The following is a 23427-nucleotide window of genomic DNA, read 5'->3' as shown; positions in this document are numbered from 1 at the left end:
GCTCAGCGGTGACTGACGTCCTCGGCAAGACCCTTGGCCATGGCCTCGTCGAACACGGCGCGCTGGCGTTGCACACTGGCGTCGAGCCGCGGCTGCAGCGCCGCCAGTTGCCTGCGCAGTGCAGCCATGCGCGTATCGATATCGCGCCGCCGCTGGGCGTCGAGGCTGGCCATGCGCTGCGCGGCAGCCGCTGCCTGCGGACTCGCCTTCAGTTCCTGACGCTGGGCCTCGACGCTGCGCAGCCGGTCCTGCAGGCCTTCGAGCGGGCCCTGCAGTTGCCTCTGTTCGCCTTCCAGCTTGCCGGCGCCGCGCCAGTAGGCGGTCACCGACGCGGCCGTGCGCATAGGTGCGGTCATCGAAACCGGCTGCGCGATGCCCTTGGCCAGCGCCTCCTCCAGCAGCTTGTCGACCTGCTGCTCGGCTTGTGCCGCAGCCGCACGCTGTCGTTCGCCGAGCGCCGCTTGCTGCTTGCCGAGCGCTTCCTGCTTGCGGCCCAGCGCTTCCTGCTGCGAACCCAGCGCTCTTTGCTGTTTGCCGAAGGCGGCCTGCTGATCGTGCAGGGTCTGGCGCTCGACGTCCAGCTTGGCGGTTTCGGCCTGCAGCGCCTTGCGCGCATCGACCGTCGCCTGGGCCGCGTCGTTGCCGCTGTCCAGCACGGCCCTATGGCCGGCTAGCGCCGCCTGCCGTGCGGCCAGCGCGGCCTCGCGCGCGCCGAGCTTGCCTTGCTGGGCGCCGAGGCGTCCTTGTTGCGCACCCAACTGGCCTTGTTGTTTGCCCAGCGCGCCTTGCTGCTTGCCCAGCGCGCCTTGCTGCTTGCCCAGTTCGCCCTGCTGCTTGCCCAGCGCGGTGATGGGCGCGTAGGCGGCCTTGGCGCGCTGGATCGTGGCGGCATCGTGGATCAGCCAGGACTTGTCGCCGCGGCGGAACCACAGCAGGGGCTCGCCCGGCTTGCGCAGGCGTCGGATGGCAGCGAGGTCGCCGTCGGTACCGTTGATGGTGACGGCGTCGCCATCGAGCAACGCGAAGGCGTAACCGTCGTCGTCGTGCGTGCTGATGCTCACGTGGCGGCCACTGAACCCGGCGAGGGCAATGGGTGGCGTCGGTGGTGCGGGCGGGGCCGCGGGCGATGGGGGTGCGCTGGGCAGTGGCGGCGATGCGACGGTAGGCGCGGCCGGCACCGGTGGTGGCGCGGGAGGTGCCGGCGGCGCGGCCGGCAGATAGGTGCCGGTCGCGGTGCCCGGCGACTGCTGTGCGGCGCCGGCCGTCACGCGGTACGGCAATACGCCGATCAGCGCGACAAGTGCGACGAACGGCCAGCCGCGCGTGATCGGCATGGCATCGGCGGCCTGTTGCAGCATCAGCAGCCGCCGCTTGAGGTTGTGGAAGGTGGGAGGCGCGCTGCCAAGGCCCGCGTGCAACGGGCGGGCCACGCCCAGTTCCAGCAGCAGGCAACCATAGTCGTGCGGCGTGGCGCGCTGCTGTGCGAGCGCCAGCGCATCGCAAGCCGCCTCGCGGTGCAGCGCATACTCGTGCATCGCCCAGCGCAGCAGCGGGTGGAAGAAGAACAGTCGCGCCGCCAGCGCGGGAACCCAGCCCAGCAGCAGGTCGTCGCGTTTGAGGTGGGCGAGTTCGTGGGCCAACGCCAGCGAGGCGGCCTCGGGGGCGAGCGGCAACGCAGCCGGCCACAGGATGGCGGGACGGCGCAGCCCGCATACCTGGGGCGAGACGACGGCGGGCGAGGCGAGCAGCGGCGGGCAACGACGCAGGCCGAGGGCGCGCGCCTGCCGGCCGCATTGCGCCTGCAGCGCGGCATCGTCCAGCGGCATCGCGTCGCGGCGCAGGCGGCGCGTGCGGCGATGTTGCAGGAGCAATGCCGGCAACTGCGCCAGCAGCAGGGATAGCCACAGCGCAAGCAGCAGCACGCGCCAATGCGCGGACATCCAGCCGGGAGCGCTCGCTGGCGGCGCGGCGGCAGGTTTGGACATGCCGGTCGACAAGGCAGCGGTCATCGGTGCTGGCGCGGCCTCTCGCGTCGCGACAGTCATCGGCGTGCCCGCCCCGGTGGCGGCGACAGGCGATGCGGCCACGACCACCGGCGACGCCAGCAAAGGCAGGGCGATGGGCGCCTGCCAGGTCAGGCCCAGCAGCACCTGCAGGCCCACCAGCCACCACAGCGCGCAGCGCGCGGCGGCGGGCAGGCGCGGCAGGGCGCGCAGCAGCAGGGCGATGGCGGCGATCAGTAGCGCGGCCTGCAGCGAGGTCCAGGCCAAGCGCGTCAGCAGTTCGGCGGAGATGTGTTCGAGCAGGCCCATGTCAGCTCTCCCGACGCGTGGTTTCGAGTTGGGCCACCAGGGCCTGCAACTCGGACAACTCGGCGTCGCTAACCTCGCCGCGTTCGGCCATCCAAGCCACGAACGGCGACACCGAGCCACTCAGGGTCTTTTCCACGAACTGGCCCACCGCGTTGCGCGTTGCCTCGCCGGGGCCGGTGGTGGTGCTGTAGCGGTACACGCCCTGCGCCTGGCGGCGCTTGAGATAACCCTTGGCGCGCAGCCGCTCCATCATGGTGAGCACGGTGGAGCGGGCCAAGCCGTGCACCTCGCCGAAGCTGGCCGCGACCTCACCCGCGCTGGCGGGCTGGTGTTTGCCGAGGTGGCGCAGCAGGGCGAGTTCCTGGTCGCCGATAGTGGAACGGGACATGGGCGCGACTCCGCATGACTACACGTGTCGCTACGCTACGCCTGGCGACACGTGTAGTCAAGCACATTCCGCCGTGTTGCCTCGGCTGTCTTCATCTGTCTCGCCACCAATGCTGTAGGCCGGCGGGAAGGCTATTCAATCGCATACTCGTAATCGTCGCGTACGTGTTGGTTGACGTAGGTGGCCAGGCCGCGCCCCGCCGTAGCCAGGCGCTGCATCTCGCGCACGTCGGCCATGCCCGGGTGGCTGCGGGTGTAGACGTAGACGGTGGCGCGGTCGACGAAGCGCAGGCGTATCTCGCCCGGCCGGCATTCGTAGGCGGCGACGCCAGAATCGCCAGAGCGGTTTGCGTAGCGCTGCATGGGTATCGCCCCGGAAGCTTGCGCGGTGCGCACAGCGTGCACCGCACAACGTGACGGCGGCGCCATACGGTCATGCTTGTATCGAACGTCCTGCCGCAGATTCCCCGGCGACCCGACCGGGCCCACTGGCGCAGTCGATGCGACCGTCGGCGCGGTCGATCGAAGGCGAAGAAGTACCGTGGGGCGGCTACAACGCGTCGTGGTCCAGTTCGCCGGTGCGGATGCGGATGACCTGATCCAGCTGGCTGACGAAGATCTTGCCGTCACCGATCTTGCCGGTGCGCGCCGATTGCTGGATGGCTTCGATCACGCGCTCCAGCTGGTCGTCGACCACGGCGATCTCGAGCTTGATCTTGGGCAGGAAATCGACCACGTATTCGGCCCCGCGATAGAGCTCGGCATGACCTTTCTGGCGGCCGAAGCCCTTGACTTCCGTCACCGTGATGCCCTGTACGCCGACCTCGGCAAGCGCTTCGCGCACGTCGTCCAGCTTGAATGGCTTGATGATGGCTAGGACCAGTTTCATGGATTTTCCTTGCAAGGTGGCGCCGTCATGCCGCGTCGACACCGTGTATTTTGCCCGCGGCTGCCGCCGCTGTCGCCTGCCGCGCCGTGGTAGGGCAATCCTTACCGCCTTTGCCGCGGCATCCCGATGGCGCCATCACCCGGCGACTGTCTACACTGTGGGTATTGCGAGGACGGGTAAGCAGCATGATCGACAAGCAGGACATCGACAGCCTGGCCGCGCGGCTCGCCGCGCTGGTGCCGGAGGGCTTGGCGCGGGCGCAGCAGGACGTACAGGCCAACATGCGCGACGTGCTGGCGCAGGGCCTGCGCCGCCTGGACCTGGTGACGCGCGAGGAATTCGACGTGCAGACCCAGGTATTGGCGCAGACGCGGGCCAAGCTCGAAGCGCTGGAGCGCACCGTCGGCGAACTGGAAGCCGTGATCGCCGCCCACGACCCCTGATTGGCCGGCCCGCCCGACGGGCGCGGCCAATGGAGGCCACCACGGACATGGCGCGGGACTTCTGGACGGCCGGTCTTGCGTGCCGGACTCGCCAGACATTTGGCGCGCAAGGGGGTGAGGGGTGAGCCTGGCAGTCGCTCTCAGCCGCGCCTCGGTCGGCATCGCAGCGCCACAGGTGGTGGTGGAGGTCAACCTGGCGGGTGGCTTGCCGGCGACAAACATCGTCGGCTTGCCGGAAGCGGCGGTGCGCGAAGCGCGGGACCGGGTGCGGGTGGCGGTGCAGAGCGCCGCGTTCGAATACCCCAATCGCCGGATCACGGTGAACCTGGCCCCGGCCGAGCTGCCGAAGGAGGGTGGCCGCTTCGACCTGCCGATTGCCCTTGGCATCCTTGCCGCGAGCGGCCAGGTGCCACGGCAAAAGCTGGATACCTGCGAATTCCTTGGCGAGCTGGCGCTCACCGGTGCGCTGCGGCCGGTGTCCGGGGTGTTGCCGGCCTTGCTGCGCGCCCGCGCGCTGGGCCGTGGCATGGTCGTGCCGCGCGCCAACGCCGCCGAGGCGGCGCTGGTGGGCGACATGGACGTCCGCGTCGCCGACTCGCTGGCCCAGGTCTGCGCCTGGTTGCATGGCGCAGATGACCTGGCATCGCCGGACCGCATCGCCGCTGCCCCGGCCTGCGCCGGACCGGACCTGCGTGACGTGCGCGGCCAACTGCAGGCGCGGCGTGCCTTGGAGATTGCGGCAGTCGGCGGCCACCATCTGTTGCTGGTCGGACCGCCGGGCACAGGCAAGACCATGCTGGCCGAACGCCTGCCCGGCATCCTGCCGCCGCTGACCGAGGCCGAGGCCCTGGAGACCTGCGCCGTGCTGTCGGTGGCCGGGCAGGCCGGGAACTGCCTCGCGCAGTGGGGCCGGCGGCCGTTCCGCGCCCCGCACCACACTGCCTCCGGCGTGGCCCTGGTGGGTGGCGGTTCGGTGCCGCGGCCGGGAGAAATTTCCCTGGCGCACAACGGCGTGCTGTTTCTCGACGAGCTGCCGGAATTCAGCCGGCAGGTCCTGGAGGTCCTGCGCGAGCCGATGGAATCGGGACATATCGCGATTTCGCGGGCGGCGCGGCAGTCGACCTTTCCGGCGCGGTTCCAGTTGGTGGCGGCAATGAATCCGTGCCCGTGCGGTTATGCCGGTGGGCCGCGTTGCCATTGCACGCCCGACCAGATCCAGCGCTACCGCAGCCGGGTGTCGGGGCCGCTGCTGGACCGCATCGACCTGTGCGTGCAGGTGCCGCAGATGCCCCTGGCCGAGCTGAATGCGAAGCAGCCGCCTGCAGGCGAGGATTCCGCCAGCGTGCGCGCGCGCGTGCTGGCGGCGCGGGCCCGGGGCTGGTCGCGCGCCGGGTGCACGAATGCGCAGCTTGACGTGCGTGAGCTGGAGCGCGCCTGCGCCCTGCCCAGCGCCGAACGGTACTGGTTCGGCAGCGCGCTGGAAAAGTTGGGCTTGTCGGTGCGCGCCTACCATCGCGTGCTGCGCGTGGCGCGCAGCATTGCCGATCTGGATGGCGGCACTCCGGCGCTGGCGCGCGAGCACCTGGCCGAGGCGCTGCAATACCGCAGCGGCTGAGCTCCCGGCCGCGGGTGGACGTCGCGGCGCTGCCGTGTTCCGATAGCGTCTTGGTTTTTTCCGGAAACGTGATGGTTCTCGATCTTGGCTTGACGCTGGCCGGCGTGTTGATGGTCGGCTTCCTGGCGCAGTGGCTGGCCTGGAAACTGAAGTTGCCGGCGATCGTGTTCCTCCTGCTGGCGGGCCTGGTGCTTGGCCCCATGCTTGGCGTGCTGGAACCGGACCGCATGCTGGGCAAGCTGCTGTTCCCGATGGTGTCGCTGGCAGTCGCCCTGATCCTGTTCGAGGGCAGCCTGACCCTGCGCCTCCATGAGCTGCCAGGCATCGGTCGCGCGGTGCGCGGACTGGTCAGCTACGGGGCCATTGCCACGCTGCTGATGCTGGCGCTGGCGGCACGCCTGGTTGCCGGCGTGGACTGGGCCATCGCCTTCCTGTTTGGCGCCCTGGCCTGCGTCACCGGGCCCACCGTGGTGATCCCGATGCTGCGCACGCTGCGGCCGAATGCGCGCATCGCCAACACACTGCGTTGGGAAGGCATCGTCATCGATCCCCTCGGGGCCTTGTTTGCGGTCTTGATTTTCGAGGCCATCGTGTCGCACCAGGAGGGGCACACGCTGACCGTGTTTTCGGCCACGGTGGCCAGCGGCGTGGTCATTGGCGCACTTGCCGCCTGGCTCATGGCGGTGCTGCTGCGCCGGCAGCTGATCCCCGAGTTTCTGCAGAACTTCGCCGTGCTTTCGGCGGTGCTGCTGGCTTTCAGCATTTCCAACACGCTGACCCACGAATCCGGGCTGTTGGCGGTGACCATCATGGGCATCGCGCTGGGCAACGTGCGCGACATTCACATCGACGACATCCTCGACTTCAAGGAAAACCTGACGACGGTGCTGGTGTCCGTGCTCTTCGTCCTGCTCGCCGCACGCCTCCATTGGCCCTTGCCTGGCGGCATGCTGGCGGCGGGCGTGGGCGTGTTCCTGATTGCGCAATTCGTGGTGCGGCCGTTGGCGGTGGCACTGGCGACCTGGGGCAGCGCCTTGTCCTGGCGCGAGCGCGCGCTGATCGGCTGGGTCGCCCCGCGTGGCATCGTGGCCGCCTCGGTGTCGGCCTTGTTTGCGCTGCGCCTGGACGAGCTGGGGGTGGCCGGCGCCGAAGCGCTGGTGCCGCTGGTGTTCATCCTCATCATCGGCACCGTGGTGCTGCAGAGCACGACCGCCCGCCCGCTGGCCCGCTGGCTGCAGGTGGCCGAGCCCGAGCCCAACGGCGTACTGGTGTATGGCTCCGACGAGGTTGCCCGCACGATTGCCGGTGCCCTGCTCGCGGCGGGTTTCCGCGTCACCCTGGCGGACGACGACTGGGACGGGATCCGCGTGGCGCGCATGCAGGGCATGAACACGTTCTTCGGCAACCCCGCGTCGCCGTATGCGGAACGCTATCTCGACCTGTCCGGCCTCGGCTGCTTCCTGGCCATGTCCACCCATCGCGAACGCAACACGCTGGCCAGCGTGCGCTATCGCCAGGAGTTTGGCCGTCGCAACGTCTACCGCCTGCGCCACCTGACCCCGCAGGAAAACACCGAGCGCGCGGCCCTGCCGGGCAGCGTCCTGGCACCGCCGCTGTTCGACGAGGACATGACCCATGCGCGCTTCGCGCACATGCTGGATGAAGGCTGGCGCGTCAAGTCGACCAGGCTGAGCGGCAGCTTCGACTGGCCGCAATTCCTCGCGCAGTACGGCGTCACCTCGGTCCTGCTGTTCGGCGTCGACGAGAAGGGCAGGCTGCACGTCGCCACCTCCAAGCTCGACCTGCAGCCAAGGCCCGGCTGGACCGTGCTGGTGCTGGTATCGCCGCAGGTGGACGCCGCCGAGGCGGATGCGGCCGGGGTGGACACGACTGGAACGGCGGACTCGCGCCGGCCCGATCCCGGCCAAGCGCCGCCGTCGGCATCCACGGCAGCCTGAGCCCCAGGTGCGTGGGTGGTTTCAGACGGTGCGGTGTTTGCCGCGGAACGGTGCGTAGAACGCGCGCAAGCGCGCGAGGTCGGCGTCCAGGTCCGGGCCGGTGGGCATGGGTGTACCGATGATGATGGACTTGCTTGGATAGTCGAAGGCGACCGGCAGCACCGGCACCCCCGCGCCGTGGGCAATGCGCCAGAAACCGGACTTCCAGCGCTGCACCGGCTTGCGTGTGCCCTCGGGGGCGATGCCGAGCCACAGGTACGGCTGCCGCTCGAACTGCGCGAGCAGCTGCCCGACGACGCCGGTGGTCGCACCGCGGTCGACCGCGATGCCGCCGAGCTGCCGCAGCAAGCCTGCTAGCGGGGGCCGGAACAGCTCCTGCTTGGCCATGAAGCGGATGTCGGCGCCGATCGCGACCTTCATCAGCAGGCCCCAGACGCCGTCCCACCACGAGGAGTGGGGTGCGGCAATCAACACCAGCCGGGGCAGGTCGGGAAATTCGCCATCGAGCTTCCAGCCGGCGACGCGCAGGATCAGCCGGCACAGCGCGCGGTGCGGCGTATCGCGCAGCCGGGGCATGCGCGGCGGCAGCTCGCTGGGTTTTGGCACCCGCCTCATTCGTGTTCGGGCCGGCGCGTGCGGCTCTGCTTGAGCGCACCGCGGCGCTGCTTGTCCTGCAGGCGGCGCTCCCTGGAGGCGCGCGTGGGCTGGGTCGGCCGGCGCGGCTTGGGCGGCACCAGAACGTTGCGGATGATGACGGCCAGGCGCTCGCGCACGTCCTCGCGGTTGCGCGCCTGGTCGCGGAAGCGGCGCCCCTGGATCACCAGCACGCCGGCGTCGGTGAGCCGGCGGTCACGCCGCGCCAGCAGGCGCTCGCGCACATCCCCGGGCAACGCGGCGGAGCGGCCGACGTCGAAGCGCAGCTCGACCGCGCTCTCCGTGCGGTTGACGTGCTGGCCGCCGGGGCCGTCGGCGCGCAGGAATCGCTCGATCAGCTCGCTCTCGGGAAGACTGAGGTTGGCGGTGACGATCAACATGCCGTCTGCTCGGGTTTTGCGCTGCCTGGCATGTGGAGCGGTCGCGGACGTCGGCCCCAGCGCGGCCGGCTCAGCGCTGACGCCAGCCGGCGATGAAGGCCAGGACGGCCGCGGTCCCGGCCAGCGCCGGTGGCCAGGGGCCCGCCCAGGGATCCAGGGACCACAGCAGGGTCGCACAAAGTAGCAACGACGCCCCGCCGACACTGTACAGCAGCAGCCGGCGCTGGCGGGCGGCGTCGTCGCGCAGCTGCGCGAGCGCTCGTGCATCGCCCGCCTCCGCCGACCGACCGCTGGCCGCCTGGCGCAGCGCGTCGCGCACCAGTTCGGGCAGCTCCGGGGCGTGGTGCAGCCACTCGGGGAGGCGCCTGCGCATGTCGCGCAGCGCCCGCAGCGGACTGTTGCGCTTGCGCAGGATGCGCTTGAGCACGGGCTCGGCGACCGCCCAGATGTCGATGTCCGGGTCGAGGAAGCGGCCCACGCCCTCGATGTTGAGCAGGGTCTTCTGCAGCAGGATCAGCTGCGGCTGGATCGTCAGCTCGAAGCGGCGGGCGGTCTGGAACAACTTGATCACCAGTTCGGCCAGCGAGATCTGCGCCAGCGGCCGGGTGAAGTACGGCTCGCAGACCGTGCGGATCGCGGCTTCCAGTTCGTCCAGGCGCACGCTGGCCGGCATCCAGCCGGCGGCCACGTGCAGCCGCGCGATGCGCGCGTAGTCGCGCTCGAACAAGGCCACGAAATTCTGCGCCAGCCAATATTGGTCGGCCTCCGGCAGCGAGCCCATGATGCCGAAGTCCAGCGCGATGAAGCGCGGCTCCGCGGTGCGCGTCGTGTCCACCCAGATGTTGCCGGGGTGGGCGTCGGCGTGGAAGAAATTGTCGCGGAACACCTGTTCGTAGAAGATCCTCACGCCCTTGACGGCCAGCGCCTTGCGCTCGATGCCGGCGGCGTCGATCGCGGCAATGTCGTCGCAGCTCACCCCGTGCACGCGCTCCAGGGTCAGGACCCGGGAGGTCGTGAACTCCCAGTGCACGGCCGGCACGTACAGATCCTCGCCGCTGGCAAAGTTGCGCTTGAGCAGGCTGGCGTTCGCGCCTTCGCGTTGCAGGTCGAGTTCGTTTTCCAGCATCTTCTCGACTTCGGCCACGACATCGAGCGGGCGGATCTTGTCGGCGTGCGAGTGCCAGCGCTGCACCAGCTCACCCAGGGTGCGCAGCAGGCGCACGTCACCGGCGATCTGCCCCTCGATATGCGGGCGCAAAACCTTGACCACCACCTCGCGGCCGTCGTGCAGCCTGGCCGCGTGCACCTGGGCAATCGAGGCCGAGGCCAGCGCGGCGTCCTCGAATTGCGCGTACAGCTGGTCCACGGGTTTGTGCAGCTCGCGCTCGACGATGGCGCGCGCCTCACTGCCGGGGAAGGGCGGCACCTGGTCCTGCAGCAAGGAGAGCTCGTCGGCAATGTCGGTCGGGACCAGGTCGCGCCGGGTGGAGAGCACCTGGCCGGCCTTGACGAAGATCGGCCCCAGTTCGACCAGGGCGAGGCGCAGTCGCGCACCGCGCGGCAAGCCAGCCACGTCCTGGCGCCGGCGCGCGAGCAAGGGCCGCAGCAGCTTGAGCGGCCGATACAGGTGGGCCGCGTCGACCAGCTCGTCGAGGCGGTACGCCAGCAGCACGGAGGCCACCCGCAACAGGCGCGGGACGGTCGCAAATGGGGTCATGCCGAGGTTCCGCGCGCGCGCGCGGCCAGCCGCGCCACCCGCGCCTGCAGCCGTTCGCTGCCCTCGCGCAGGGCGTCAACGCCGTCCAGGAAGTCTTCCAGTTCGCCGGGGCCCATGACCAGGCGGGCCTCGTCGCGCAGCCAGTCGGCGCTGTCCTCGCGCAAGTGTGCTGCGCTCTCGCGCACATGCCGCAACGTGGCGCCCGCGGCCCGTGCCACGGGGACGCCGAGCACGTCGCCAAAGAGCCGTGTGGAAGCTTCCTCGACGTCGGGCGCAAAGTCGCGCAGGAGCTTTTCCAGCTGACGGGCCAGGCCGGCGTCGCCGGCAAGCTCAACCTTGCCCGGCGCAATCGACTCGCCCTCGTGCTTGAACGCCAGGCTGAGCAGGGCGCCGGGCGTGGTGCTGATGCGCAGCTTGTCATCGGCCTGTGGCGGACCCATTCGCAATTGGCCACTGGCGACGGTGACGGTGAAGGCGAGCTCCGGCCCGCGCAGGTACAACTGCACACTCTGGCCATCCAGCGCGTGCAGCTCGCGCTGCGCATCCGGGTCGAGCGCCAGCGCATGCGCGAACGCGCCCTGCAGGGTACGCCCGACCAGCTTGCGCAGCGGCTGCGGCAACCAGGCGTTGGCTTCGGCACTCATGCCGGGATTGTAACCGCGCCGTCAAAGCCGAGTTGGCGCCAGGCTTCGTAGACCGCGATGGCCACGCTGTTGGACAAATTCAGGCTGCGGCTGTCCGGGCGCATCGGCAGGCGCAGGCGGGCGGCGGCCGGGACTGCTGCCAGTACCTCGTCGGGCAGACCCGCGCTCTCGCCGCCAAACAGCAAGGCGTCGCCGGCGTGGAAGCGCACCCCGCTGTAGCGCACGCGGCCGCGTGCGCTGAAGGCGAGAAGGCGTGGCGCACCCAGCGTGGCAAGGCAGGCGGCAAGGTCGTTATGCACGGCCACGCTGGCGTATTCGCGGTAGTCCAGCCCGGCCCGGCGCAGGCGTGCATCGTCCATCGAAAAGCCCAGTGGGCGCACCAGGTGCAAATCGGCGCCGGTGTTCGCGCACAGGCGGATCACGTTGCCGGTGTTGGCTGGAATCTCTGGTTGGACCAAGATCACATGGAGCATCGCCCCATTATGCCGTGCGCAAGACGGTGGGTGCCCGACGCTCAGCCTCGATCCTGCTGGGCGACGGCGAGCTGGCCCGGCAACACACGAACTGGGGCCGTGCACTGCGTGGAGCTGGCCAGAACGGTACCCGTAGGCGCCGAGCCGGCCGGCATGCGCGGCGCTCCGGCCAGCAACATGTCGCCAAACGCCACTACGCAGACCAGCAGGCTGCCGGCATATAACACGCGCAACATCAATGCTTCGAATTTCATGGTGTTCTCCTGATCGTTGCGGGGATCCGCAGACCAGGTATCGCAAGCACCATGCCAAACCTTGCGGCACGCGGAAATGGCGCTGTGATGCGCCTGGGGGTGCAAGCGCCGGCAACCGCGAGCGTCCGCGGACATCGCGTCCGTACGCTCGCGGACGGTTGTTCCGCGTGCGCTGGGTGAGCTCAGCCGGCCGGCGAGCCAGCGGCCGCCGGGAGCTTTTCCAGCACCGCGTAATACATGCCATCCAGCCCGTCGTCGCCGGGCAGGATCTGCCAGCCCGGTCCGGCGCGCTGTCCGGCCGGAAGCGTGAAGCTGCGCGCGTGGGCGTCAGGCTGCCCGCGCAGCAGGGTCTCGACGATGGCCTGGTTCTCCTCGCGCAGCACCGAGCAGGTGGCATAGACCAGTACGCCACCTGGGGCGAGCAGGGGCCACAGCGCGGTGACGATGCGAAGCTGTTGCGTGCCCAGGGCCTTGAGGTCGCTGGCGCGCCGATGCAGGCGTACGTCCGGCCGCCGCCGCAGCACGCCGGTGGCCGAGCATGGCGCGTCGACCAGGATGCGCTCGAAGGGCCTGCCGTCCCACCAGTCGTGCGGCTCGCCGGCGTCGCCGATAAGCAAGCGCGCTTCCAGCCCCAGCCGCGCCAGGTTCTCACGCACGCGCTGGGCGCGCTCGGGGTCCCATTCCAGCGCGGTCAGCTCGACCTGTGCGCGCTCCAGGACGTGGCAGGCCTTGCCGCCTGGTGCCGCACAGGCATCCAGCACGCGCATGCCGTCGGCGGCGGCAAGCAGGTCGGCCGCCACTTGCGCCGCACCGTCCTGTACAGCGAAGGCGCCATCGGCAAAGCCGGGCAGGCGGGTGACGTCGACACTGTGCGGCAACACCAGGGCGTCCGCCAGCCAGGGGTGGGTCGTGGCGTCGACGCCGGCTGCGGCCAGCCGCGTCTGCAGCTCCTCGCGTGGGGCGTGGCGCCGATTCGCGCGCAGGGTCAAAGGTGGCTCGTCGTTGTTCGCGGCCATGATGGTTTCGGCCTGGCCTGGCCAGTCGTGTTCGAGGGCGGCGGCTAGCCAGGCTGGGTGCGCATGGCGCGTGCGCGGCTGCGCATCGAGCATGGCGTTGCGGTCGGTGCGCTCGCGCTGCCAGCGCCGCAGCACGGCATTCACCAGGCCGGCAAACTGCGGGCGCCCGAGCGCGCGCGCGGCCTCGACGCTTGCGGCCACGGCGGCATAGGCGCTCAGTTGCATCACCTCCAGTTGCACCAGGCCCAACACCAGCAAGGCGTGGACGGCTGGCTCCTTGTGGCGCAGCGGCTGCGCCAGCAAGCCATCGAGGGCAGCGTCATAGCGCAACCACCAGCGCGCGCCGTGGTGCACCAGGGCGGTCAACAGCGCCCGGTCGCGCGGATCCGCCAGCTTGCCTGCATGCCGGGCGAGCGCATCGCGCAGGGAGGCGCCATGCCAGGCCACCTCGGCCAGCGCCGTGGCCGCGACGGCCCGCGCGTCAGGCTTCATGCGAGCTGGCGCAATTCGGGTCGCCCGTTGAGGTAGTCGGCGGCACTGAGGCGCCGGCCACCGGGACGCTGCAGGGCGGTAATACGCAGGACGCCGTTGCCGCAGGCCAGGTCGATGCCCTCGCTACCGGCCGCCAGCACGCTGCCGGGGGTCGTTGTATGCGACCGCTCAAGCGCCTGGGCTGCCCACACCCGCACCGGCTCGCCGGCAATGCGCGTGCTGGCGACCGGCCAGGGATCGAAGGCGCGCACCTGGCGCTCCAAGGTCACCGCCGCTTGTTGCCAGTCGAGCTCGGCCTCGGATTTTTCCAGCTTATGGGCGTAGCTGATGCCCGCGCCCGCCTGGGCGCGGGCCGTGGGCAGCTTGCCGGCAAGCAGTGCAGCCAGGGCCTCGGCCAGCACTTGCGCACCCAGCCCGGCCAGACGGTCGTGCAGGCTGCCGCCCGTATCGTCGGCATGGATCGGCGTGCTGCGTTCCAGCAGCACCGCTCCGGTATCCAGTCCGGCATCCATCTGCATGAGGGACACACCAGTGGCTTCATCGCCGGCCAGGATGGCGCGCTGGATCGGCGCCGCGCCGCGCCAACGCGGCAGCAGGCTCGCATGCACGTTCCAGCAGCCATGCGCGGGCAACTCCAGCACGGCGGGCGGAAGGATCAGGCCATAGGCCACCACCACCAGCAGGTCCGGCCGCAGCGCGGCCAGCGTCGCCTGTGCGCCGACGGCTTTCAGCGAAACAGGTTGTTCCACGGGAATGCCGGCTGCGAAGGCTGCCTGCTTGACCGGGCTGGGGCTGAGCTTGCGGCCGCGCCCCGCCGGGCGGTCGGGCTGGGTATACACGGCGACCACGTCGGCGCCACTTGCCACGCACACTGCGAGGCTGGGCAAGGCAAACTCGGGGGTACCGGCGAAGACCAGCCGCAGACGCGGCTCAGCGCTGCGCGCCGCGCTCAAGCACTTGCCGCCTGCCGGCGTTGCTTGTCCAGGCGCTTGAGCAACATGGCGCGTTTCAGCGACGACAGATAGTCGACGAACATCTTGCCGTCGAGATGGTCGATCTCGTGCTGGATGCACACCGCCAGCGGACCCTCGAGCTCGAACCGCAAGGGTTTGCCGTCGAGGTCCTGGGCAGTGACGGTGACGCCCAGGGCGCGCGTCACGTCGGCATAGATGCCGGGGAAGGACAGGCAACCCTCCTGGTACACCTGCGAGCCGTGCCGCTCCACGACCTCGGCATTGACCAGCACCAGCGGCTGGTTGCGCTCATCGCTCATGTCCGCCACCAGGACGCGCTGCTGCACGTTGACCTGGATCGCGGCCAGGCCGACGCCGTTGGCGGCATACATAGTTTCCAGCATGTCGGCGCCGAGCTTCTTGAGCTGCGCGTCGAAGACCTGCACCGGGGCAGCATGCAGGCGCAGGCGGGGATCGGGGAACTCCAGGATGGACAACATGCTCAAGGTCTCACCTCTCCTGCCGAAACTGCGGGCAAGTGGGCGAAAACCAAGCCCTGCCGCACCTTACAATCCATATTGTCTCACGGCTTTATGGCCACTGGCGCCGCGACGCTGCCGGCCGCATGGCAGTTGCGCGGGTTAACGGTTCAGTTACACTCGATCGGGCGTCTGGGGAAGGGGGGATTCCTGCCACATGAGCAAGAAAATTCTGATGCTGCTGGCCGGCGTCCTGGCTACCGCCGTGGTCTACGCGGCAGGCGCGCCGTTGCGCAGTGGCCACCCCGACAGCTACACGGTGCGCCGTGGCGACACCTTGTGGGACATCTCCGCGAAATTCCTGGCCAAGCCCTGGCTGTGGCCGGAGATCTGGCAGGCCAATCCGCAGGTGCACAACCCGCATCTGATCTATCCCGGTGACGTGCTCAACCTGTCGTTCATCGGCGGCAATGGCGACGTGCCGGCGCTGACCCTGCGACCGGCCGTGCATCGCGAGGATTCGGCGGTGACCGCGATTCCCCTGGCCGACCTGCGCATGTTCCTCCGCGATTTGCGGGTGATGGACGGGAGCGCGGTCAGCTCTGCGCCATACGTGGTCGGGCTGGAAGAGGCACGCCTGCGCGGTGCGGTTGGCCAGAACCTGTACGTGCGCGGACTGCATGGCGAACCGGGACAACGTTGGGCCATCGTGCGCCCGACCCACTTGTTCCGCGCCTTCCCGCGTGACGTGTCCAAGCCACCCGAGTCGCCGCTGGCCGCCAATCCGCTCGATGCCAACGCGGCCATGGTCGATGCGCCGTGGGATGAGGACACGCGCCACGATGGCCATTGGGAACGGGGCAAGGATATGGGCGTGGAGGTCAGCGTGATCGGCACCGCGGAAACCTTGCGCACGGGTGATCCGGCCACGTTGCTGCTGCTGGACTCGACGCGCGAAATCCGCAGCGGCGACCGCGTCATGCCAATCGACGATACGGCGTACGATCCGTACTATCTGCCGCATCCGCCAAAGTCGGTGCCGGCCACGGCCCGGGTGATCGGCCTCAACGATGCGCTGCATGCAGTGGGCTCGCGGCAGGTGGTGGTGCTCTCGGTGGGCAGCAAGGACGGGATCGACAACGGCACCACGTTCACCATGGATGAACCGGGTGAGACGATCCACGACGACGTCGCCAGCAGCAGCTGGGACCGCGGCGTCGGCCCCAAGGTCACCTTGCCGGACGAATACGTCGGCCATGTGATGGTGTTCCGCACCTTCGAGCGGGTGAGCTACGGGCTGGTGATGGACGGTCTGCGCCCGGTGAATATCGGCGCCAAGCTGCGGATGCCCGAATAAGCAACAACAGGCCATGAGGTAGCTGGCCTACAGGGCGGCGCGGCCAATGCCGCGCCGCCCTGCTGTCGCGTGCTGCCTACACTGCCGGCATGGTTGAAAACGACGAGTTGCGGGCCTGGCTGGTCGCCTTGCGCACGCCGGGGCTGGGGCCGGGCGGGTTGCGCTGGTGGCTCGAGCGCGCTGGCCAGGACGTGCGTCTCGTGCCTGCGCAGTTATGGCGGCATCGAACGGAACTGGGTGCAGCCGCCGGTGCCTGGCTGCGGCATCCGGATGAGGCGCGCCTGATCTCGGACCAGGCCTGGTTGTCGGCTCCGGGCCATCGCCTGCTGCGCTGCACCGACGTGGATTTCCCGCCACAGCTCGAACACATCCCGCAGCCACCGGCCGCGCTGTTCGTCAGCGGCGAAGCCGGTGTGTTGCTCTATCCCCAGGTTGCCGTGGTTGGTGCGCGGGCGGCCAGCGCCGGCGGCCTGGTCCACGCCGAGCGTTTCGCCCGTGGCCTGGTACGCGGCGGGTTCACCATCACCAGTGGGCTCGCCGATGGCGTCGACGCGGCGGCGCACGGCGCGGCGCTGGCCAGTGGCGGCACCACTGTGGCGGTCATGGGCACCGGCCCCGATCTCGTGTATCCGCACAAGCATGAGGCCCTGGCCCGGGCCATTGCGCGGCAGGGCGCGCTGGTCAGCGAGTTTCCCCCAGGCACGCCGGCGCGCGCCGACCATTTTCCGCGGCGCAACCGGCTGATAGCCGGTCTCGCCCTGGGCGCCCTGGTGGTGGAGGCCGGAATGCGCTCAGGCTCACTGATCACCGCCCGCCTGGCGGCCGAGCAGGGCCGGGAAGTGTTTGCCTTGCCCGGGTCCATCGACCATGCACTGGCCCGTGGCTGTCATCGCCTGATCCGCGACGGCGCGCGTCTCGTGGAGGAGGTCGCGGAGCTCGTCGAGCTGTTGGCGCCGGCCGCGCGCATGCTCGGCGCCGAGCTGACTGAGCGGCTGCTGGCGTCCGGCACCGGCGATCCACCCCCCGAGCCTGGAGTACCCGATGGCGCCATTGGCGCTGTCGACCACGGGCCCGGTGACGGGCCTGCGGAGACTGCCGCGTCCGCGGCGGCCGACCCAACCCAGGCTGCACTCCTGCGCCACATTGGCCACGATCCGGTGGGCGTGGACGAATTGGCGCGGCGTACCGGCTGGTCGCCGGCTGCCCTGGGCGCCCAGTTGCTGCTGCTGGAACTCTCGGCCCAGGTGGAGCGCTTGGCTGGCGACCGCTACCGGCGCCAGGCGGTGCGGACTCCCGATTGATCCGCGCGGGTGGAGAGTTTCCGGGGCGGCAGCGAGGGGCCAGCTTGACAGCACCGGTGGTGCATGGTTTCAACTATATAAGCCCGGCGCTGCTAAGGTGCCGTCAGATTTGTTTCACGGAAACCCCGTTTCATGGCAAAAAACCTGCTTGTCGTCGAGTCGCCGGCGAAGGCCAAGACCATCAACAAATATCTTGGCAGCGACTTCCAGGTCCTGGCCTCGTACGGCCACGTGCGTGATCTGCGGCCCAAGGAAGGCGCCGTTGACACCGAGCATGACTTTGCCATGGCCTACGAGCTTATCGAGCGCAACGCCAAGCACGTCGATGCGATTGCCAAGGCGGCCAAGGCAGCTGACACCATCTACCTGGCGACCGACTTGGATCGTGAGGGCGAGGCGATCAGCTGGCACGTCAACGAGATCCTGCGGCAGCGCGGCCTGCTCGAGGGCAAACACGTTTACCGCGTGGTGTTTTCCGAGATCACGCCGAAGGCGATCCAGGCCGCGGTGGCCCACCCGCGCGGTTTGTCATTGGACCTGGTGGATGCGCAGCAGGCGCGCCGGGCGCTGGATTTCCTGGTCGGCTTCAATCTTTCTCCGGTGCTGTGGCGCAAGGTGCAGCGTGGCCTGTCGGCGGGCCGCGTGCAGTCGCCGGCGCTGCGCATGATCGTCGAGCGCGAGGAAGAGATCGAGGCCTTCCAGAAGCGCGAATATTGGACGATCGAGGCTGCATTGGGCCACGCCGAAGGCGACTTCAATGCGCGCCTGAGCAAGCTCAACGGCCGCAAGTTCGAGCAGTTCGACCTGACCAGCGAGGCGGCCGCCCAGGCCGCCCGCCAGGCCCTGCAGCGGGCGGCGCAGGGCCGGCTGACCGTGAGCGACGTTTCCTCCAAGGAGCGCAAGCGCCGGCCGGCGGCGCCGTTCACCACCTCCACGCTGCAGCAGGAGGCCGCGCGCAAGCTCGGCTTCACCACCAGCCGCACGATGAAGGTGGCGCAGAGCCTGTACGAGGGCGTGGCGCTCGGCGCCGAGGGCAACGTCGGCCTGATCACTTACATGCGTACCGATTCGACCATGCTGGGCGTAGACGCAGTGGCCGAGATTCGCAGCTTGATTGCGCGTGACTTTGGCGCCAAGGCCTTGCCGGAACAGCCGCAGGTCTACAAGACCAAATCCAAGAATGCGCAGGAAGCGCACGAGGCCGTGCGCCCGACCTCGGCCCTGCGCACGCCGCAGTCGATCGCCGCGGCGCTCAACGATGACCAGCGCCGGCTGTACGAGCTGATATGGAAGCGTGCGGTCGCCTGCCAGATGATCCACGCCACGCTGAACACCGTGTCGGTGGAATTTGCCCTGCACGACGTGGACGGCTATCCGGTGCCGGGGGAGGCGGCCGCCGCGGGCGGCGACGCCGCGTTCCGCGCCACCGGCACCACGGTGGTCGATCCGGGTTTCCTTGCCGTGTACGAGGAAGGTCGTGACCAGAAGGCCGCCGACGATGATGACGAGGGACGGCGCCTGCCTCGCCTGGCGGTCGGCGAGCAGGTGGCGTTGCGCGATATCCTGGCCGAGCAGCATTTCACCGAGCCGCCGCCGCGCTATTCCGAGGCGAGCCTGGTCAAGGCGCTGGAGGAATATGGCATCGGCCGGCCATCGACCTATGCCAGCATCATCCAGGTGCTGCAGAACCGGGAGTACGTGTTCCTCGACAGCCGCCGCTTCAAGCCCAGCGACGTCGGCCGTGCCGTCAGCCGCTTCCTCACCCAGCATTTCACCCGCTACGTCGATTACGACTTCACCGCCAGGCTCGAGGATGAGTTGGATGCAGTCAGCCGCGGCGAAACCGCCTGGCGCCCGCTCATGGAACGCTTCTGGAGCCCGTTCAAGCGCCTGGTGGAAGAGAAGACCGAGTCGGTGGACCGCAACGAGGCCACCGGCGCGCGCCAACTCGGCGCCGATCCCAAGACCGGCAAGCCGGTGTCGGTGCGCCTCGGCCGCTACGGACCCTACGTCGCGCTCGGCACCAAGGATGACGAGGAAAAGCCGAAATTTGCCAGCCTGCGTCCAGGGCAGAGCATGCATTCGATCAATCTGGCCGAGGCGCTGGAACTGTTCAAGCTGCCGCGCCAGCTCGGCCAGGCGCCAAATGGCGACCCGGTCAGTGTGGGCGTGGGTCGCTTCGGCCCATTCGTGAAGCAGGGCAGCACCTACGCCTCGCTCAAGCCCGAGGACGACCCTTACACGATCGAGTTGCCGCGCGCCCTGCAGATCGTGGCCGAGAAGCTGGAACTGCTGGCCAACCGCCTGATCCAGGATTTCGGTGACGGCGTCCAGGTTTTGAATGGGCGCTACGGCGCCTACATCACCGACGGCGAGAAGAACGCGCGCATCCCGAAGGATCAGGAGCCGAAGCTGCTGACCCATGCCCAATGCCTGGAGTTGCTGGCGGCCGCGCCGGTGCGCAGGTCGCGCGGCACGAAGAAGGGGGGCGCCAGGACGGCGACGAAGAAAACCACGGCTGGTGCCGCGGCTGGCGACGCAGCCAAGACGACACCCAGGGCGGCCACCAAGGCGGCCACCCCCAAGAAAGCTGCGACGAAGAAGGCCGCGACGAAGAAGGCCGCCGCAAAGAAGCCGGCGGCGCGCACCACGGCCGCGGCCAAGGCCAAGGAAACTGCCACGCGCAAGCCGGCGGCGGACAAGACCGCGGGTACCAGGAGCGCCTGAATGCTGCAGCGCTTTTCGGTGGAACACGTGGCTGCAGCCGCGGCCTTGCTGCGTAGTGGCGGCGTGCTGGCCTATCCCACCGAGGCCGTGTTCGGCCTGGGCTGCGACCCGCACGACGAGGTCGCATTCACCCGTTTGTTCGCGCTCAAGCAGCGACCGGCAACCCAGGGCGTGCTGCTGATTGCCGCCGATTTCGCCCAGATCGAGCCGTACATCGACATGGCGGCGGTGCCGTCGGCAGTCATGCACGAGGTGCGGCAGAGCTGGCCTGGCCCGCACACCTGGATCTTCCCCCGCGCTGCCCAGGTGCCACCGTGGATTTGCGGCACGCACGCCGGCATCGCCTTGCGGGTCACGGCGCATGCGCCGGCCGCGGCACTGTGCCGGGCCTTTGGCGCGCCGCTGGTGTCCACCAGCGCCAATCCCCACGATGCGCCGCCGGCCCGCGACGCCGCCACGGTGGCCAGGTATTTCGGCGACGCGCTGGACGGGCTGCTGGATGGTCCGCTGGGCGGCCAGGCGCGGCCGACCACGATCCGCGACGCGCTGTCGGGTGCCACGGTGCGCGCCTGATGCTGCCTGTGCGGCTTCCGCTGCTGGGCGGCGGTGATCCGGGACGTGTGTTGGCATGGCGCGATGGCCGCGCGCTTGGCGTCCGCGAGTTCCTCGGCCACGTGCGGCAGGTGGTGGCGGCGCTTCCGGCCCGGCCGGCGGCGGTCAACCTGTGTGCGGACCGCTACGTCTTCATGGTGGCGTTTTGCGCCGCCATGCTGCGCGGCCAGGTCACCTTGTTGCCACCGTCGCGTGCACCACGCGCGGTCGCGGAAGTACTGGCCATGCATACCGGCGCCTATGCGCTCGGCGAAGAGGAGCCGCCGCCATCCTTGCCCGACTATTGGCGTCTGCCTGCCTTGGTGTCCACGCCATCGCCTGCGGCAGATGGCGCGGCGTATCCGCAGCTGCCGGCTGGGCAAGTGGTGGCAATTGCCTATACCTCGGGCTCGACCGGCAGTCCGCAACCGACGCCAAAGACCTGGGCCAGCTTCCACGCCAGCACCGCGGGTAATCTCGCCATGCTGCACGCCGCGGTCGAAGGCGTGCCGGCCATCCTTGCCACGGTGCCACCCCAGCACATGTACGGAGTGGAAACCTCGGTGCTGCTGCCTTTGCTGGGCGGCTACGCCGTGCACGCCGGCAGGCCGTTCTTCCCCGCCGACGTCGCGCAGGCGCTGGCACAGCTGCCGGCGCCGCGGATCCTGGTGAGCACGCCAGTGCATTTGCGCGCGCTGGTCGCTTCCGGAGTAGAGCTGCCGCCGCTGGCCTTGCTGTTGTCGGCCACGGCACCGCTGCCGCTGGACCTGGCGCGGGCGGCAGAAGACCGCTACGCGGCGCCGCTGCGCGAGGTGTTCGGGTCCACCGAGACCTGCGTGTTCGCCAGCCGTCGTGCCACCGTCAACGCCGAGTGGCAACTGTATCCAGGCGTGCGGCTGGAGCCGCAGGCGGACGGCACCGTGGTGCACGCGCCGCAACTCGCCCATGGCGTGCAGCTCGCCGATCTCATGGTCGTATCGGCCGACGGCGCGCGTTTCCGGCTGCACGGGCGGCATGCCGACCTGCTGGAGATTGCCGGCAAGCGCGCCTCCCTGGGCGACCTCACCCAGCGCCTGCTGGCCGTGCCCGGAGTGCGCGATGCGGTGGTGTTCCAGTTGGATACCCACGACGCGCTCGGCGTGCAGCGTATTGCCGCGCTCGCCGTCGCGCCGGGCCTGACCGAGTCGAGCATCATCGCAACCTTGCGCCAGGCGCTCGATCCGGTATTCCTGCCGCGCCCACTGCGGGTGGTGGCAGCCTTGCCGCGCAACGAGACCGGCAAGCTGCCGCGTGCTGCCTTGCTGGCCGCGCTGCACGCGCGCAGCCCCTGAGCAACGGCGGCGGTTTCCAAGCCGGCTCCGCCGCAAGCCACCTGCGCTGGGTCGTTGCCAGGCGGGACGCTACAATGTCCATTTGCGCCCCCTCGACGCGGCTGAGGTCATGCCCATGCAGGTGCTGGTTGTCGGCCACGGTGCGCGCGAGCACGCCTTGGCCTGGAAGCTGATGCAATCGCCGAAGGTGAGCGGCGTGATTGTCGCGCCTGGCAATGCCGGCACGGCGGTCGAACCCGGCGTGCGCAACGCGGATGTGGCGATCGATGACCTCGACGGGTTGTTGGCCCTGGCGCGTGCCGAGCAGGTGGGGCTCACCATCGTCGGGCCCGAGCTGCCGCTGGCCGCCGGCCTGGTGGACCGCTTCCAGGCCGCCGGCCTGCGCGTCTTCGGACCCAGCGCAAAGGCGGCGCGGCTGGAAAGCTCCAAGGCCTTTGCCAAGGACTTCCTCCTGCGCCACAACATCCCGACCGCCAGCTACGCGGTGTTCGACGAACTCGAGCCGGCGCTTGCCCACGTGCGCCGGCAGGCACAGCACAGCTCCGCACCCATCGTGATCAAGGCTGACGGCCTGGCGGCTGGCAAGGGCGTGGTGGTCGCCCTCACCCTGGCTGACGCCGAGCTTGCGCTGCACGACATGCTTGGCGCTCACCGCTACGGCGCGGCGTCGGCGCGGGTCGTGGTCGAGGAATTCCTCGAGGGCGAGGAGGCGAGCTACATCGTCATGAGCGATGGCAGCGACGTGCTGCCGCTGGCCAGCAGCCAGGACCACAAGCGCCGCGACGAGGGCGACCTGGGACCGAACACGGGCGGCATGGGGGCCTATTCGCCCGCGCCGGTGGTCACCGCGGAGGTCGAGCGGCGCATCCTCGACCAGGTCATCGGGCCGACGATCCGCGGCATGGCGACCGAGGGTGCCCCGTTCGTAGGCTTCCTCTATGCCGGGTTGATGATCGACGCGCTTGGCGTGCCGCGGGTGGTGGAGTTCAACGTGCGCCTGGGTGACCCGGAAGCACAGCCGCTGCTGCTGCGCCTGGACAGCGATTTGCTGGAGTTGGTGCAGGCGGCGCTGGACGGCCAGTTGGCCCACACCCGTGCGAGCTGGGATCCTCGTCCGGCGCTGGGCGTGGTCTTGTCTGCCACCGGTTATCCGGAGCGGCCACGCACCGGTGATCCGATCCAAGGGCTGGATGCCGCGGAAGAGACCGCGGTCAAGGTGTTCCACGCCGGCACCCGTGTGGATCCGGACGGAATCGTGCGGACTGCCGGAGGCCGGGTGCTCACGGTGTGTGCCTTGGGCGAGGACCTGGCGGTGGCGCGCGCGCGCGCGTATCGACGGGTCGACTCGTTGCACTTTGCCGACATGGCGTATCGCCGTGACATTGCTGCCAGGGCCCTGCGGCGCTGAGCCGGCGACGGCGCGAGCGGCATACGGCCGGGTACGGCAAGGTGTT

General features: G+C 69.6%; 22 protein-coding genes. 9 read left to right on the top strand and 13 right to left on the bottom strand.

Annotation, left to right across the window (positions count from 1 at the left end; all coding sequences use genetic code 11):
• Nucleotides 1-2 precede the first annotated feature (2 nt).
• The 4 genes from AC3WJB_RS01530 to glnK all read right to left on the bottom strand — a co-directional run bounded on the left by AC3WJB_RS01530 (nt 3) and on the right by glnK (nt 3588).
• The gene (locus tag AC3WJB_RS01530; protein WP_492678019.1) at nt 3-2312 is read right to left on the bottom strand and encodes a M56 family metallopeptidase; all 2310 of its coding nucleotides are present in this window, start codon (nt 2310-2312) and stop codon (nt 3-5) included.
• A 1-nt stretch (nt 2313) separates the two neighbouring features.
• Nucleotides 2314-2700: a BlaI/MecI/CopY family transcriptional regulator gene (locus tag AC3WJB_RS01525; RefSeq protein WP_492678017.1), complete on the bottom strand. Its 387-nt coding sequence runs from the start codon at nt 2698-2700 to the stop codon at nt 2314-2316.
• 131 nt (nt 2701-2831) lie between these two features.
• Nucleotides 2832-3062, bottom strand: a complete 231-nt coding sequence (locus AC3WJB_RS01520; protein WP_492678015.1) for a hypothetical protein — start codon at nt 3060-3062, stop codon at nt 2832-2834.
• A 187-nt stretch (nt 3063-3249) separates the two neighbouring features.
• The gene (gene glnK / locus AC3WJB_RS01515; protein ID WP_492678013.1) at nt 3250-3588 is read right to left on the bottom strand and encodes a P-II family nitrogen regulator; all 339 of its coding nucleotides are present in this window, start codon (nt 3586-3588) and stop codon (nt 3250-3252) included.
• 185 nt (nt 3589-3773) lie between these two features.
• Between glnK and AC3WJB_RS01510 the strand changes: the two genes are divergently transcribed.
• The 3 genes from AC3WJB_RS01510 to AC3WJB_RS01500 all read left to right on the top strand — a co-directional run bounded on the left by AC3WJB_RS01510 (nt 3774) and on the right by AC3WJB_RS01500 (nt 7604).
• Nucleotides 3774-4031, top strand: coding sequence for an accessory factor UbiK family protein (locus AC3WJB_RS01510; RefSeq protein WP_492678011.1), 258 nt, complete (start codon nt 3774-3776; stop codon nt 4029-4031).
• A 121-nt stretch (nt 4032-4152) separates the two neighbouring features.
• The gene (locus AC3WJB_RS01505; protein ID WP_492678009.1) at nt 4153-5646 is read left to right on the top strand and encodes a YifB family Mg chelatase-like AAA ATPase; all 1494 of its coding nucleotides are present in this window, start codon (nt 4153-4155) and stop codon (nt 5644-5646) included.
• A 71-nt stretch (nt 5647-5717) separates the two neighbouring features.
• Nucleotides 5718-7604, top strand: coding sequence for a cation:proton antiporter (locus tag AC3WJB_RS01500; RefSeq protein ID WP_492678007.1), 1887 nt, complete (start codon nt 5718-5720; stop codon nt 7602-7604).
• A gap of 21 nt (nt 7605-7625) precedes the next feature.
• Here AC3WJB_RS01500 and AC3WJB_RS01495 read toward each other — a convergent pair whose 3' ends face one another.
• From AC3WJB_RS01495 to def, 9 genes are all read right to left on the bottom strand, one after another.
• Nucleotides 7626-8219, bottom strand: coding sequence for a 1-acyl-sn-glycerol-3-phosphate acyltransferase (locus tag AC3WJB_RS01495; RefSeq protein WP_492678005.1), 594 nt, complete (start codon nt 8217-8219; stop codon nt 7626-7628).
• On the bottom strand, nt 8216-8638 hold the full coding sequence (gene arfB / locus AC3WJB_RS01490) for an alternative ribosome rescue aminoacyl-tRNA hydrolase ArfB (RefSeq protein WP_492678003.1): 423 nt from the start codon (nt 8636-8638) through the stop codon (nt 8216-8218). The genes AC3WJB_RS01495 and arfB overlap by 4 nt, the downstream gene beginning before the upstream one ends.
• Before the next feature lie 70 nt (nt 8639-8708).
• On the bottom strand, nt 8709-10355 hold the full coding sequence (gene ubiB, locus AC3WJB_RS01485) for a ubiquinone biosynthesis regulatory protein kinase UbiB (RefSeq protein WP_492678001.1): 1647 nt from the start codon (nt 10353-10355) through the stop codon (nt 8709-8711).
• Complete coding sequence (locus AC3WJB_RS01480; RefSeq protein ID WP_492677999.1) at nt 10352-10999, bottom strand: ubiquinone biosynthesis accessory factor UbiJ; 648 nt, start codon at nt 10997-10999, stop codon at nt 10352-10354. The genes ubiB and AC3WJB_RS01480 overlap by 4 nt, the downstream gene beginning before the upstream one ends.
• A complete protein-coding gene (locus AC3WJB_RS01475) occupies nt 10996-11472 on the bottom strand; it encodes a tRNA (cytidine(34)-2'-O)-methyltransferase (protein WP_492677997.1) in 477 nt (158 codons plus the stop codon). The genes AC3WJB_RS01480 and AC3WJB_RS01475 overlap by 4 nt, the downstream gene beginning before the upstream one ends.
• Nucleotides 11473-11513: 41 nt before the next feature.
• Nucleotides 11514-11726 carry a hypothetical protein gene (locus AC3WJB_RS01470; protein ID WP_492677995.1) on the bottom strand — a complete coding sequence of 71 codons (213 nt, stop codon included), beginning with the start codon at nt 11724-11726 and terminating at the stop codon, nt 11514-11516.
• Between the two features lie 182 nt (nt 11727-11908).
• Nucleotides 11909-13234 (bottom strand): 16S rRNA (cytosine(967)-C(5))-methyltransferase RsmB, encoded by a 1326-nt coding sequence (rsmB, locus tag AC3WJB_RS01465; RefSeq protein ID WP_492677993.1) that lies wholly within the window; start codon nt 13232-13234, stop codon nt 11909-11911.
• Nucleotides 13231-14187: a methionyl-tRNA formyltransferase gene (gene fmt / locus AC3WJB_RS01460; RefSeq protein WP_492677991.1), complete on the bottom strand. Its 957-nt coding sequence runs from the start codon at nt 14185-14187 to the stop codon at nt 13231-13233. The genes rsmB and fmt overlap by 4 nt, the downstream gene beginning before the upstream one ends.
• Entirely contained in the window at nt 14184-14693 is a 510-nt protein-coding gene (def, locus tag AC3WJB_RS01455; RefSeq protein WP_492677989.1) for a peptide deformylase, read from the bottom strand. Before def ends, fmt begins: the two co-directional genes overlap by 4 nt.
• A 190-nt stretch (nt 14694-14883) precedes the next feature.
• On the opposite strand from def, the gene AC3WJB_RS01450 reads away from it, so the two are divergent.
• The 6 genes from AC3WJB_RS01450 to purD all read left to right on the top strand — a co-directional run bounded on the left by AC3WJB_RS01450 (nt 14884) and on the right by purD (nt 23381).
• A complete protein-coding gene (locus AC3WJB_RS01450; protein WP_492677987.1) occupies nt 14884-16023 on the top strand; it encodes a LysM peptidoglycan-binding domain-containing protein in 1140 nt (379 codons plus the stop codon).
• Between the two features lie 89 nt (nt 16024-16112).
• Nucleotides 16113-17324, top strand: a complete 1212-nt coding sequence (gene dprA, locus AC3WJB_RS01445; protein WP_492677985.1) for a DNA-processing protein DprA — start codon at nt 16113-16115, stop codon at nt 17322-17324.
• A gap of 132 nt (nt 17325-17456) precedes the next feature.
• Nucleotides 17457-20051: a DNA topoisomerase I gene (locus AC3WJB_RS01440; protein ID WP_492677983.1), complete on the top strand. Its 2595-nt coding sequence runs from the start codon at nt 17457-17459 to the stop codon at nt 20049-20051.
• The gene (gene tsaC / locus AC3WJB_RS01435) at nt 20052-20624 is read left to right on the top strand and encodes an L-threonylcarbamoyladenylate synthase type 1 TsaC (RefSeq protein ID WP_492677981.1); all 573 of its coding nucleotides are present in this window, start codon (nt 20052-20054) and stop codon (nt 20622-20624) included.
• Nucleotides 20624-21973, top strand: a complete 1350-nt coding sequence (locus AC3WJB_RS01430; RefSeq protein ID WP_492677979.1) for an AMP-binding protein — start codon at nt 20624-20626, stop codon at nt 21971-21973. The genes tsaC and AC3WJB_RS01430 overlap by 1 nt, the downstream gene beginning before the upstream one ends.
• A gap of 115 nt (nt 21974-22088) precedes the next feature.
• Complete coding sequence (gene purD / locus AC3WJB_RS01425; protein WP_492677977.1) at nt 22089-23381, top strand: phosphoribosylamine--glycine ligase; 1293 nt, start codon at nt 22089-22091, stop codon at nt 23379-23381.
• The last annotated feature ends 46 nt before the right edge of the window (nt 23382-23427 follow it).

It is taken from the genome of Rhodanobacter sp. FW510-R10 (genome assembly GCF_058781105.1).
This window is presented reverse-complemented; position numbering and strand designations above follow the sequence as displayed.